The sequence below is a fragment of the Flavobacterium sp. N1994 genome, from assembly GCF_025947145.1.
Classification (GTDB): domain Bacteria; phylum Bacteroidota; class Bacteroidia; order Flavobacteriales; family Flavobacteriaceae; genus Flavobacterium.
On record NZ_CP109999.1, the window covers coordinates 16,290 to 29,872 of the forward strand.

Annotated in this window: 12 protein-coding genes and 1 other RNA gene; 7 read left to right on the top strand and 6 right to left on the bottom strand. The window is 33.5% G+C overall.

Translation table 11 applies throughout. The features are described from left to right. Positions 1 to 403: 403 nt before the first annotated feature. Genes OLM53_RS00120 through OLM53_RS00135 form a run of 4 tightly spaced genes read left to right on the top strand, consistent with a single transcriptional unit; the run spans position 404 to position 4,126 of the window. Positions 404 to 889, top strand: coding sequence for a SixA phosphatase family protein (locus OLM53_RS00120; protein WP_264521004.1), 486 nt, complete (start codon positions 404 to 406; stop codon positions 887 to 889). Positions 890 to 891: 2 nt separating this feature from the next. After that, on the top strand, positions 892 to 3,015 hold the full coding sequence (gene ppk1, locus OLM53_RS00125) for a polyphosphate kinase 1 (RefSeq protein ID WP_264521025.1): 2,124 nt from the start codon (positions 892 to 894) through the stop codon (positions 3,013 to 3,015). A gap of 32 nt (positions 3,016 to 3,047) precedes the next feature. Further along, entirely contained in the window at positions 3,048 to 3,938 is an 891-nt protein-coding gene (locus tag OLM53_RS00130) for an exopolyphosphatase (RefSeq protein WP_264521026.1), read from the top strand. A 2-nt stretch (positions 3,939 to 3,940) separates the two neighbouring features. Then, positions 3,941 to 4,126, top strand: a complete 186-nt coding sequence (locus OLM53_RS00135) for a hypothetical protein (RefSeq protein WP_264521027.1) — start codon at positions 3,941 to 3,943, stop codon at positions 4,124 to 4,126. 1 nt (position 4,127) lies between these two features. Here OLM53_RS00135 and OLM53_RS00140 read toward each other — a convergent pair whose 3' ends face one another. Next, positions 4,128 to 4,571, bottom strand: coding sequence for a DNA polymerase III subunit gamma/tau (locus OLM53_RS00140; protein ID WP_264521028.1), 444 nt, complete (start codon positions 4,569 to 4,571; stop codon positions 4,128 to 4,130). Between the two features lie 215 nt (positions 4,572 to 4,786). Further along, positions 4,787 to 5,869, bottom strand: coding sequence for a DNA polymerase III subunit gamma/tau (gene dnaX, locus OLM53_RS00145; RefSeq protein WP_264521029.1), 1,083 nt, complete (start codon positions 5,867 to 5,869; stop codon positions 4,787 to 4,789). A 125-nt stretch (positions 5,870 to 5,994) separates the two neighbouring features. Here dnaX and rnpB point away from each other — a divergent pair. Next, positions 5,995 to 6,304, top strand: an RNA gene (gene rnpB / locus OLM53_RS00150) — RNase P RNA component class A. Here rnpB and OLM53_RS00155 read toward each other — a convergent pair. Then, entirely contained in the window at positions 6,303 to 6,989 is a 687-nt protein-coding gene (locus tag OLM53_RS00155) for a response regulator transcription factor (protein ID WP_264521030.1), read from the bottom strand. The genes rnpB and OLM53_RS00155 overlap by 2 nt on opposite strands. A 4-nt stretch (positions 6,990 to 6,993) precedes the next feature. Next, positions 6,994 to 8,352 (bottom strand): sensor histidine kinase, encoded by a 1,359-nt coding sequence (locus tag OLM53_RS00160; protein ID WP_264521031.1) that lies wholly within the window; start codon positions 8,350 to 8,352, stop codon positions 6,994 to 6,996. Positions 8,353 to 8,483: 131 nt separating this feature from the next. Here OLM53_RS00160 and OLM53_RS00165 point away from each other — a divergent pair, with 131 nt between their 5' ends. Then, positions 8,484 to 10,616 carry an outer membrane beta-barrel protein gene (locus tag OLM53_RS00165; RefSeq protein ID WP_264521032.1) on the top strand — a complete coding sequence of 711 codons (2,133 nt, stop codon included), beginning with the start codon at positions 8,484 to 8,486 and terminating at the stop codon, positions 10,614 to 10,616. Position 10,617: 1 nt separating this feature from the next. Here the strand turns inward: OLM53_RS00165 and OLM53_RS00170 are convergent, their stop codons facing one another. Beyond that, a complete protein-coding gene (locus OLM53_RS00170; protein WP_264521033.1) occupies positions 10,618 to 11,205 on the bottom strand; it encodes an RsmD family RNA methyltransferase in 588 nt (195 codons plus the stop codon). Further along, complete coding sequence (locus OLM53_RS00175) at positions 11,202 to 11,984, bottom strand: DUF3822 family protein (protein ID WP_264521034.1); 783 nt, start codon at positions 11,982 to 11,984, stop codon at positions 11,202 to 11,204. Before OLM53_RS00175 ends, OLM53_RS00170 begins: the two co-directional genes overlap by 4 nt. A 163-nt stretch (positions 11,985 to 12,147) precedes the next feature. Between OLM53_RS00175 and OLM53_RS00180 the strand changes: the two genes are divergently transcribed. Next, positions 12,148 to 13,569, top strand: coding sequence for an ATP-dependent DNA helicase (locus tag OLM53_RS00180; protein ID WP_264521035.1), 1,422 nt, complete (start codon positions 12,148 to 12,150; stop codon positions 13,567 to 13,569). The last annotated feature ends 14 nt before the right edge of the window (positions 13,570 to 13,583 follow it).

Consider the following 13,583-nt stretch of genomic DNA (forward strand, 5'->3'; position numbering starts at 1 on the left):
TGATTTTTGACATTTCATTTGGGGTTTTAAGGGTTCTATTTTATAATTTTATATTGTTTTACAGTTCGAAAGTAGATAGTTTTATTTTAATCACCAAAAAAAACATCGATAAAATGCGTTATTTTATAGATAAAGTGCATTTTTTAACATATTTAAATAGAAAAAGACTACAAAAATAATTAACAACATTGTGTTTATAACATTTTTGATTTTTTAACTTTTTTTATAGAAAAATCATTATTCATTATTTTTGTTAATGTAAGATTTTTGATAAGCTAATTACTTTCTTGTTTTGCGATTAAGTATAGAATGAATCAAAAACCTAAACTTATCTTATCGATATTATTTCATAATAAACATTAATACCTTAAATTTATACACTCAAAACTAAGGAGTCTTATTCATGAAACAATTAATACTGGTTCGTCATGCCAAATCAAGTTGGGAAACGTCGCTTCGCGATTATGATAGACCGTTAACCAGTAATGGTATTCAAGATGCTCATTTGGTTTCTTCGCACGTTAGTAATCTTGTACCAAAAACTTTTTTAGTTTGGAGTAGTGCTTCAAAAAGAGCCTCAGAAACGGCAATAATTTTTGCCCAAAACATATCCTTTCCTGTTGAAAGCATACAATTTAAAGAAGACTTATATACTTTCGATGAAAGAAAATTGGAGCAAATTATCAAATCATGTTCTGATGAATACGATCATTTAATCGTTTTTGGTCATAACGAAGCGATTACCAATTTTGTCAATAAATTTGGAAATATTTTTACTGATAATGTTTCAACTTCTGGGTTTGTAAACATTATATTTGAGCAGGATAGATGGAAAGAAATTAGTAACGGAATTACCAAAAAAATTATTTTTCCAAGAGATTTAAAATAAGTATGAATACAGAAATAGGTTTTCGATATATAGATAGAGAAAAAAGTTGGTTAGCATTTAATGATAGAGTATTACAAGAGGCTGCCGATGAGACAGTTCCATTACTAGAGAGACTTCGTTTCATAGGTATTTTTTCAAATAATTTGGATGAATTTTTTAGGGTTAGATTTGCCGCTATTCGCCGTTTGAGTTTGACAGGGGTTTCCGGAGAGAAAATACTTGGTGGAATTTCTGCGCAACAATTGGTTAAAGATATTACTGAAATTGTGATTAAGCAACAATCAGAAAGTTTGCAAGTACTCAATAAGATTGAAAAAGAGTTGGTTAAACAAAATATCATTATCATAAACGAAAAGGAAGTCTCAACGGAACATGAGCATTTTATTAAAAATTTCTTCATCCAAAAAATCAGCCCAGAATTAGTTACCATCATTCTTAATGATTTAGCCGAATTCCCATTACTTAAAGACACTTCAGGATATTTGGCCATTAAGTTAGTAATGAGAACTGAGCAAAAACCTAAGATGTTAGGCTTGGTTAAAACCAAATCTGAAGTACGTTATGCCATTATCGAAATCCCAAAAAACACCAATAGAGTAGTGGAGCTTCCAGCTAAAGATGGGAAACAATATTTAATGTTGTTAGACGATGTTATTCGATACAATCTAAGTAGCATTTTTAATATTTTTGATTACGAAAGTATTTCGGCGCATATGATAAAAATTACTCGTGATGCCCAGCTAGATATTGATAGTGACATGAGTAAAAGCATGCTGGAAAAAATTGCTACTTCTGTAAAAGATAGAAGAATTGGAGAGCCTGTGCGTTTTGTTTACGATCAATCTATTGATAAAGACACGTTAAAATTTTTCCTTTCCAAAATGGGAATCGATGCTTCAGATGGTGTTATTCCTGGAGGACGTTACCATAATCGTCGTGATTATATGAACTTTCCTAACCTAGGAAGATATGATTTGTTGTATCCACCAAGAGTACCATTGCCTGTCGAAGGCTTATCTCTAGATGGTAGTATTTTAAATCGGATTGCTCAAAAAGATTACTTAGTTAATGCTCCATTTCAGTCATTTTCTTATCTAATAAAATTCTTGAGAGAAGCGGCTTTAGACCCAACAGTAACTTCAATAAAAATTACGTTATATCGTTTAGCCAAAAACTCTCAAATAGTTAGTTCGCTTATCAATGCTGCCAAAAACGGAAAGAAAGTTACTGTGCAAATCGAACTCCAAGCCCGCTTTGATGAAGCGAGTAATATTTCCTATGCAGAGCAAATGCAACAAGAAGGAATTGAACTTATTTTCGGTATCAAAGGCCTAAAAGTGCACAGTAAAATATGCTTGATTGATAGAATAGAACAAGGAAAAGTTAAGCGATATGGTTTTATTTCTACTGGGAATTTCAATGAAAGTACCGCCAAAATATACACAGATTTAACCTTATTTACCAGCCATCAACAAATATTAAAAGACATTGGTAAAGTCTTTGATTTCTTCGATGTTAACTATAGAATTCATCGTTTTAAACATCTAATAGTTTCTCCGCATTACACTCGATCTAGATTCTATAAACTTATCGATAGAGAAATTAACAACGCCACTATTGGACGCCCAGCCTACATTAATTTAAAAATGAATAGCCTTTCGGATTATCCAATGATTGATAAATTATACGAAGCGAGCAATGCAGGTGTCAAGATTAAATTGCAAATTAGAGGGATTTGTTCTTTAATTCCGGGTGTTAAAGGAATGAGCGAAAATATTGAAGCGGTTAGTATTGTTGACTACTTTTTAGAGCACACCCGTTCCTATATTTTTTGCAATAATGACGACCCTGAGGTGTACATTTCCTCAGCCGATTTTATGACTAGAAATTTGGATGGTAGAGTAGAAGTGACCTGTCCAATTTATGATGAAGAAATAAAAAAACAAATTATAGATACTTTCAACATCGGTTGGAAAGGAAATGTAAAAGCCCGTTTTCATTCGGAGAAATTCGAGAATAAATACCGAGTTCGTGCCGAAAATGAGCCTGTTTTCCGAGCCCAACATGAAATGTATAATTACTATCGGGATCGTCTAGAAGTGTTGCAAGACGATATATTACATTAATTACGGTTACCTAAATTTATTTGCCTCAAGATATGATTTCTATTAAAAAATATGCAGCAATTGATATTGGTTCCAATGCCATGCGATTGCTCATTACCAATATTGTTGAACAAAAAGATGCTCCAGCACAATTCAATAAAAGTGCCTTGATTCGGGTGCCTATTCGTTTAGGGCAAGATGCTTTTACTGTTGGTGAAATCTCTAATGACAATATTGATAGAATGATTGATGCCATGAAAGCTTTCAAGTTATTAATGAAAGTGTATAAAGTAGAAAAGTACAAAGCCTGTGCTACATCTGCGATGCGTGAGGCCTACAATGGTAAGGAAGTCGCCAAAATCATCTGCGAAAAATGTGATATTGATATTGATATCATCGACGGAAAAATTGAAGCTACAATCATTGCTTCTTCCGATTTACACGATTTCTTGAAAACCGACAAAACTTATTTGTATGTGGATGTAGGCGGTGGTAGCACTGAGTTCTCCTTATTTACCGATGGTCACATGATAGCTTCCAAATCCTTCAAAATAGGAACGGTTCGTTTGCTGAACAATATGGTAAGCGATATCGTTTGGGAAGAAATAGAAAAATGGATAAAAACCCACACCGAAGAATTTGACGAAGTGATACTTATCGGCTCAGGAGGGAACATCAATAAGTTATTCAAACTCTCGGGTAAATTGCAAGACAAACCGCTATCTTATTTATATTTAAACTCACAATACCAATATTTAAACTCACTAACCTACGAGCAACGTATCGCCGAATTAGCCTTAAACACTGACCGTGCCGACGTTATCATTCCAGCTACCAGAGTATACCTAAATGCTATGAAATGGAGTGGTGCCCGACAATTGTTTGTGCCCAAAATAGGGCTAGCCGACGGTATCGTGAAAGCTTTATATCAGGGAACAATTTAATTATGAAAACATTCAGAATCATTTGCTTTATTGCCAGTATCGCCCTTATTGGAATACATTTTTATGAAATCGATTATAACAATTTAAGTTCCTCAGAGAACAAGAATCATTACCTTGGAATTGCCTCGATGACTATGATAGGATTTCTTTTCTTGACGCAAATAATTAAGGAAAGGAAAAAAGAATAAACTAAACATCCAAATCAAACATTTTTTTCAAGAGTTCCAAGTTTGGATTGATTTCTACCAATCGGTTGTATTTGTCTTGATTAGTAAAAGCTTTTTTAACTACTAAAGTTTCATTCACTTTAACATGGATAGTGATTTCGTGATTATGCAGTTTTCCACGAAGATAGCCCAGTAGTTCCGGTCTTTCTTTTTCAAAATCTATTTTCGAACTCTCATTAGGTAACTCATGAATGATAGTGGTTCCTTCAAGTGTTGGATCATTAATGGTTAATAAGGAGGCAATAATGCGATACCCTTTATCTTCCATTCGCTGTGCATACTTGAGCCATTGCTCTAGCATTTCGGTTTCTGTAAAAGGCTCGTTGGGTAAATGAATATCTTCTTTAACCGTAGCTTTAAAATTTTCAGCCATCTCTTTTTTAGCACGAATACTAGCCAAAGACATCGCTGATACTTTAGGGGCTGGAGGTTGTGGGTTGTGGGTTGTGGGTTGTACGTTTTCTGTTGTCTGCTCTTTAGTTACTGTTGGTGGTTCTACAACTTTTACAGCAACTGTTTCCTCCGGCTTTATATCTTCTGGAGCATCACTTTGTACTGCTAACTTCGTATTGGGTACTTCTTTTATAGAATAGCTATTGTTACGATAATAAGTAGCTGGAATTATGAAGTCAGCTTTTTTTTTTCTCCATCAAAGGTGATGGAGGCCAATTGCATCAAAGCAAGTTCAACTAAAAGACGCTGGTTTTGAGAAACCTTATATTTTAAATCGCATTCATTTGCAATCTCTATCCCTTTTAATAAAAAGTCCTGATTGGTTTTTTGAGCTTGTTGTCCGTAGAGTTTTATGGCTGCTTCTCCCATTTCTAATAAGGAAAGTGTCGCTGGGTTTTTAGCTACTAATAAGTCTCTAAAATGCGATGCCAATCCAGCAATGAAGTGATGTCCGTCAAAACCTTTAGATAAAATATCATTGTAAGCCAACAATAGTTCCGGAATCTTATTCTCCAAAATCAAGTCGGTTATAGTAATATACGTCTCATAATCTAGCAAGTTCAAATTCTCAGTTACCGCTTGTCTTGTTAAGTTGTTGCCACAATAAGAAACGACTCTATCAAATATAGATAAAGCATCACGCATAGCACCATCCGCTTTTTGAGCAATGATATGTAAAGCATCATCTTCAAATTCGACTCCTTGACTTTTAGCCACTTCAGCCAAATGTTCTTTAGCATCTTTAACCGTAATTCGTTTAAAGTCAAAAATTTGACAACGAGATAATATGGTTGGAATGATTTTGTGTTTTTCGGTCGTAGCCAATATGAATATGGCGTGCTTTGGCGGTTCTTCTAATGTTTTCAAGAAAGCATTAAAAGCAGCCGAAGACAACATGTGTACCTCGTCAATGATATACACTTTGTATTGTCCTGTTTGTGGTGGGATTCTAACTTGGTCAATCAAACTTCGAATATCGTCAACCGAATTGTTTGAAGCAGCATCCAGTTCAAATACATTGAAAGCAAAATCCTCAAACGGATCGTCATAACCAGGCTGATTAATTTTACGAGCCAAAATTCGAGCACAAGTTGTTTTTCCTACACCTCTTGGTCCAGTAAATAATAGGGCAGAAGCCAAGTGGTTACTTTCTATGGCATTGAGCAAAGTATTAGTAATAGCTTGCTGTCCCACAACGTCTTTAAACGTTTGCGGACGATACTTACGAGCTGATACTACAAATTGTTCCATAGAATTTTACTGGATTACAAATATAGAATTTTTGTTGGTTTAGTAATTTGGTAATTCGAGAATTTGAAGAAAACTTTTCCACAATTTATTAATAGGTTTTCCAGCTCCTAATTTCCTATCTTTGCGCTGCAGACCGCCTTATCGTCGCCGATTTATCGGGGGAGGAAAGTCCGGACACCAAAGAGTAGCATAGCGGGTAACACCCGTCCGTCGAGAGGCGAGGACAAGTGCAACAGAAAGCAAGTACAGTTCGGCTGTAGTGAAACCAGGTAAACTCTATGCGGTGAAATTCCAAGTATATCGGCATTTAAGGATTACTCGTCCGTTGTCGAAGGGTAGGAAGCTTGAACCAATGAGCAATTGTTGGTCTAGATAAATGATAAGGGTTCACCACACCGGTGAATACAGAATCCGGCTTATAGGTCTGCTTTTTTTATTTTACTTTAAATTCCAATCCAATATTTCGAACACTTTCAATAGAAATGGAGGAGTCTTCAGAAAAATATTTTCTTAGTTTACTGATGAAGACATCCATACTTCTTCCAGAAAAATAATCATCGTTCTTCCAGACGGCTTTTAAAATTTGATCCCGTTTCAGTAATTGATTTTTATTTGTAAAAAGAAAAGTAATCAATGCGGCTTCTCTTTCTGTAAGTTGTTGGATTTGAGTTCCCAGTTTTAATTCCAATCTATAAGTGTGAAAAAGGTACTTCCCGATAGGAATTTCGTTGCTATTAGTTGCAATAGCTGGAGTTTTGGTAGTTCGTTTTAAAATATTGGTAATTCTCAAAACCAATTCATCGGCTTCAAAAGGTTTTACAATATAATCATCGGCTCCAAGTTTTAGTCCTTTTATTTTGTCTTCGTTTTGATTTCTAGCCGTTAGAAACAAAAATGGAATTTCTGGATTGCTATTGATACACAGTTCAGCTAAAGTAAATCCATCCATTTTGGGCATCATCACATCAAAAATACAGATATGGAAGGTTACTTTTTGAAACACTTTCCAAGCTTCGTCGCCATCTTTTGCCCAATGAACTTCAAAGTGATGAAGCTCTAAATACTGTTTCAAAACATTGGCAAAATCGATATCGTCTTCGGCTAATAATATTTTTTTCATGAGTTTAAAGAGACGGAATACTTATGGTAAATGAAGCTCCTTTTCCAAGTTCACTGACAACATTTACAGTTCCTTTGTGTGCTTTAATGATTTGGTCAACATAATAAAGACCTAGCCCGAGTCCTTTGGTATTATGAATATTTCCTGCTTCAACCCTGTAGAATTTTTCAAAAAGCAATGGTTGTTTAGTTTTGGCTATTCCAATTCCATCATCTTGAATACTAATGTGAAACATTTCATTTTCAAGCAATGTTTTTAGCGTAATATTTTGACAACCATATTTTACGGCATTTTCAAGTACGTTGTTGATGGCTGTTGTCAAATGAAATTTGTCTAGGGATAAGCTAGTTTCTGTTGCTTTACAATCATATAAAATTTTCACATTGGGATAGGCCAGATTGAAATCAGCAATTATCGTTTGTAAAAATGCATTCATTTTTAGCTTTTCTTTCTGAAGTGCAATTTCTTCAAAGCCCAAAGAATTACTCATGACCTGATCGATGATGTTTTGTAATCGAACGTTTTGTCGGTTAACAGTATTCAATACGGTATTAAAAACTGCCTCATTGTCTTTCACTTCTTGACGCGCTAACATTTTGGTTGAAACACTCAAAGTCGTTAATGGCGTTTTCAATTCATGAGTGATGTTATTGATAAAATCAGTTTTGACATCACTTACTTTTTTTTGTTTGATTAAGGCTTTAATGGTAATGACGAAAAGAGTAACCAAAACCAGCATTGAAAGGATAGACAAAATCAATATAGTGGTCATTCGTCTCAAAATAATTTGTTCCCAGTTTTTTACTGAAACAAACAAACTGTCTTCAGTCAATAATTTATAGTTATCATTGATAAAACCATTCGTGGTTCCAACATAATTTCTAACTAGAAAAGCATCATTTAAAGAAGCCAAGTCACCATAAATGGCATTTCCTATAACAGGTTTTTCAGAAAAAAGAGTATCAGTTTTAGTGGCATTATTAAATACTACAAACTTGTTGGCTACAACAGCAAAACTAATTTCTTCTTCTGGAAAGGCGCGATTTAATTTTTTTCTGAGTCGTCTAGTTAAAACATCGCGGTATTCATTGGCAATCAAATCTGCTTTGACTTGATTTCTGTAGTTTTTATCGGCAATGAATTTTTCTGCTAATCTTTTATAAAGGATTTCTTTTCTAAAGAAAATACTCGAATCAAGTTCGGTAAAATTACTAGTTATATTGCCAATTTTATCTTTGACTTCGGTATGAAATTGCTCTACTTTATAATCATAGGTCGTTTTCACAAGATACACTTGGATGGCACAAAGCAAAAGCAATATGACAGTAGAAAACCCTATTAGAAAATTTATTCGTTGTTTCATAAAGTGTGAAATGACTTTTCAAAAATAAGCGAATTCTAGCAAACTAAATCTTTTAACCCTGCATTAACCTTCGATTAACTTTCGGACCCAGAAAATAGGAACATTTTTGTACCAAATATAAATCGATAAAAATGTACAAAACACTTTTGGTAGTAGCATTACTAGTGTCTCAATTAGGATTAGCTCAGGAACAGCCTAAAAATCAAGAACAACCCAAAGATCAAGAGCAAGGTAAAGAACAGGAAAAGCCAAAAGAGTTAAAAGAAGTAGTGGTTAAAAATGAAACAAAAACCTTTACTAATAAAAACGGCACCATTAAAGTAGATGTAGCCAATTCTATTTACAACACTATTCCTAATGTTATTGACTTGTTAGAAAAATTGCCAAAAGTACAAGTAACTCCTGACAAGCAAGGCATCTCAATAGTTGGAAAAGGAAGCCCGCTGTTATATATCGATAATCAAAAGGCTGATATGAATGATTTAAATTCTTTATCTGTAGAAGATATCAAAACTATTGAAATCATCAACAATCCATCAGCGAAATATGAAGCGGAGGGAAGAGCGGTAATTCTGATTACCCGAAAGTTTAGTAAAAGAGAAGGGTATAAAGTTGCTTTTGCTGAAAATGCGATGTTTAAAAAATACTTCAATAATTATTCATCTGTTAATGCTAGTTTCAAAACAGGTGCACTCGAATTCAAAATCAATTTCAATTACAATCAGATGAAAGTATGGGAAAGCAACGGTAATGATTTTACGATTCCTAATTATCAAATACAATCTAATTATTTGGTTACGGCTGTGACAAATAGACCCCAATTTATTTATGGAGGTGGTGTTTTTTACAAAATCAATGAAGATGATTATCTATCGTTAAATGTTAATAGAAGAACTCAAAAAGATGTTTTTAATATCATCACTACTACTTTTAACCAAGATCAAAATGTAATAAATGATATTAACACTTTAAATGTCAACGAAGAGAAAAGAGATTTTACCAGTGGTTTTTTAAACTACAATCATAAAAGTAAGAGACTAGGTATTGAGCTTTTTTCGGGTTTTCAGTACTCGACTTTTAATCAAAAAATGGCAAGCGAAATCTCTAATAATTATAATGATAATGGTTTTGAATTAGCACAATATCGTAATCAGATGTTCGGAATAGATGTAGGTTCGGGTAGAATTGATTTAGAAAAAAAGTTTAAAAATAAAATGAAAATTGAGCTCGGAGGACTCTATCTTCAAGCGGATGCTAAAACTAATTTTGAAGTGGCAACTCTAAATCCAGCAACTGAAAATCAAACGCTTTATCAGTATAAAGAAAAGAATATTGCTACTTATACTCAATTTTCGGGAAGCTACAAGAAATGGAACTATAGCTTAGGACTAAGAGCTGAAAACACCAATGTAAAAGGAAAGTACGACACTCAGAGCACTTGGAATGTAGATAAAAACTTCATTAATCTTTTTCCAAAGGCGCAACTCGAAATGGTAATTGATAGTACTAATACTTTAAGTATGGATTATGCCAAGAGTATTTCAAGACCTGATTATTCTTCTACAAGTCAGACATCAACTTACATTAATCCTTATTTTGTTTGGGCCAATAATATCAATTTGAATCCAACGCTAACTGACGAAATAGCATTGAGCTATCAATATAAAGACAAGGTGATAAGAGTTTCGTATAGTAAAACATCTAATCCAATTTATTATGGTGCCAATTATAACGATGCCGAAAAGTTGTTAACCTTTACTACGATGAACTTTGATAAAGAAACCAATTTAACTATTGAGTTGACATTACCTTTCAAATATAAATTTTGGAACACTTTGAACATATTGAGTTTGAGTCAAAATAAAGTATCAGATGAACAAGCTTTAGTGAAAGAGGCTAAACCTAATTTATACTATTATTCGAATCATATCTTTACGCTACCTAAAAAATACGAACTCTATATCACTGGATGGGGACTGACAAAACAGCAAATGGGTGTTTTTGAAAGAAATGCTCTTTTTACCATGAACGCAGCAATTTCTAAAACTTTCTTCAAGCACTTGAGCTGTTCGATAAGTTGGAATGACATTCTCAGAAAAATGAATATTAGAGAAGACTTTACCATTAATTCTGTAACTGCGCAAGGAAAGTATTATACTGATTCGCACTCCATTTCGTTTTCTGTAAAATACTTTTTTGGAGAAATCAAAAAGTCGGAATACAAAGAGAAAGATATTGATGAAAATTCAAAACGGATTAAATAATTTAATCTTCGTTTTCCTCATCTTCCATATCTTCGGCTTCTTCTTCATTATTTTCAAATTCAAAGAAAGTGAAGACCGAACCACCATAGTTTTTTTGGAACGAATAATTGGCCATGTGGTCCAACTTGGTGTATTTGGAATGTTCTACTACTAGCATGCCTTCTTCATCAAGTAATTCGCTTTCGAATATCATTTCGATAATTTTTTCGAATTCTTTTTGGGCTAAACCATAAGGAGGATCAGCAAAGATGATGTCATAGTTGCCCGTATGTTTTTCGAGAAATTTGAACACATCACTTTTAATCGCAGTAATATCAAAGTCAAATTCTTTCGCTGTTTTTTTAATGAAGTTCACACATCCGATATCGCCATCTATACATAAAATAGGAGTACATCCTCTTGAGGCAAATTCATAACTGATACTTCCAGTTCCTGCAAAAAGCTCTAGCACTTTTAACTCCGAAAAATTGAAATGATTGTTCAATACATTAAATAAGGCTTCCTTACTCATGTCAGTCGTAGGACGAACGGGAAGGTTTTTGGGAGGAGCAATTCTTCGGCCTTTATATTTACCTGATATTATTCTCATGAGTTTAGGAGAATAAAGTGTTCTCTGTTTTGGGCATCTGTAAAAGAATTAAAAACCGAAGTAAAATCCATTAAAGCAACATTTCTAACATATTTGTAGGCTATGGTGTAAAGCGGACTTTCAATATCAATCTTTCCTAAAAGTTCTAATTTGAAACTTTCGGGATTCAGATGCAATTGTTCTGCAGTAAATAAAATATAGTAAATGAAGTCTTCGGGTGTTTTGTATTCAAAAGAATTGTAAAGTTCTAGTTTCTGATTTTGAATCACCACAATTTCAAAATGGGTGTCGCTTATGTGAACAAACATTTTACGTTCTTCATTGTTTTTAGAAAGGTCTAATAATTTTTCAATCAGAATACTATTAGCATGTTTGTAATCAAAAGTGCCAAATTGATCAATGAAATAATTGTTCATGTTCACATATGGAATATAAACATTATTCATTTCATATTTTTCTAAGAGATCAAAAGCAAAAAAGTCGGTTTCAAAAACTTTCGTGTTGAACTGTAAATAGCTCCCCAAATAGTCTTCGTCAAACAAAGCCGTAGGCACAAACGTAGAAAGATTATTACTGTGAATAATCACCACTTCATCATAATCTGCTTGGAGTTCAGGATGATTTTGAAAAGCTTCAGCAAATAAATCTTCAATTTTGGCAGTGACATTTACTTTCCCAATTGGAATATTTTCTAACACTAAAGGCTTATTCATCAACGTATCAAAAACAACAAAAGACAAACCATTCAAAGAAACTTGAATAGCTAATTTTTTATACATTTTTTCAATAACATTGTTATTTTGCCACATAGTATTTCCTTCTATATTAGGAACGGCAAACTTACGAATTTGTGCAAAACTTATAGCATATATTGATAATTAGTTGCAATATATGTTACACTAACACTTATCTTTGAATTCCAATTATTCAGTATAATTTCAAATGACTTCCAGCCAGTTTTACAGCGTGTTACAAAAACAATTTCCGTTTCAACCGACCGTAAAGCAGGATATTTTTTTTCAAATGATTGCTGATTTTTTGACGAATTCCAACTCCAATGAAATTTTTGTTTTAAAAGGTTATGCGGGAACCGGAAAAACTACGGTGATTTCAACCATAGTAAATAATCTGATAGACATCAATAAAAAGTATGTTTTGCTAGCACCAACAGGAAGAGCTGCCAAAGTAATTGCTAATTATTCCAACAAACCGGCGTTTACGATTCACAAGAAAATCTACTTTCCTAAAAAAGGAAAAACGGGAGGTGTTTCGTTTACGATGCAAACCAATAAATTTAAGAATACCATATTTATTGTAGATGAATCTTCGATGATATCGGATGTCAATACGGAAGCCAAACTTTATGAAAATGGTTCCTTGCTGGATGATTTGATTTCTTATGTCTACAATGGCGATAATTGCAAAATGATTCTATTGGGCGATACGGCTCAGTTGCCACCGGTACAATTGGATGTCAGTCCAGCATTGGATACCGATAAATTGGCCATGAATTATAACAAAGAAATCTTCTCCATTGAATTAGATGAAGTCATGCGTCAGGAAGAAAAATCGGGAATTTTATATAATGCTACTCAATTAAGAGAATTGCTCAAAAGCAGTTTTGTTGATACCTTTCAATTTGTCTTAAAAGGCTACAAAGACATTGTCCGATTGACCGACGGCTTCGATATTCAAGATGCTATACAAAGTGCCTATAGTAATTATAGTATTGAAGATACTTGTTTTATAGTCCGCTCTAACAAACGAGCCAATCAATACAACCAACAAATTCGAACAAGGATTCTTGACAAAGAAAGTGACTTGTCTGTTGGCGATTATTTAATGGTAGTCAAGAACAATTATTTTTGGTTAAAAGAAACCGATGAAGCAGGCTTTATTGCCAATGGTGATATTGTAGAAGTGTTAGAGATATTTAGTTTCAAAGAATTATACGGATTCAAATTTGCTAAAGTCAAAGTAAGAATGGTTGATTATCCCAATCAAAAACCTTTTGAGACTATATTATTATTGGACACCATTACGAGTGAATCTCCCTCATTAACTTTTGATGAAAGCAATCGATTGTATCAAGAAGTAATGAAAGATTATGAAGGGGAACCTCAATATAGAAAGTTTCTCAAAGTTAAAAACAACGAATACTTCAATGCCTTGCAGGTAAAATTCTCCTACGCCATCACATGTCACAAATCACAAGGTGGACAATGGAATACAGTATTTATAGAACAACCCTATTTGCCAAATGGTATCGATGTAGATTACGTGCGTTGGCTTTATACTGCAGTCACTCGTGCTAAAGATAAATTGTATTTGATTGGTTTTAAGGATGAGAGTTTTGAAGAGTAATATTTAAAAATACT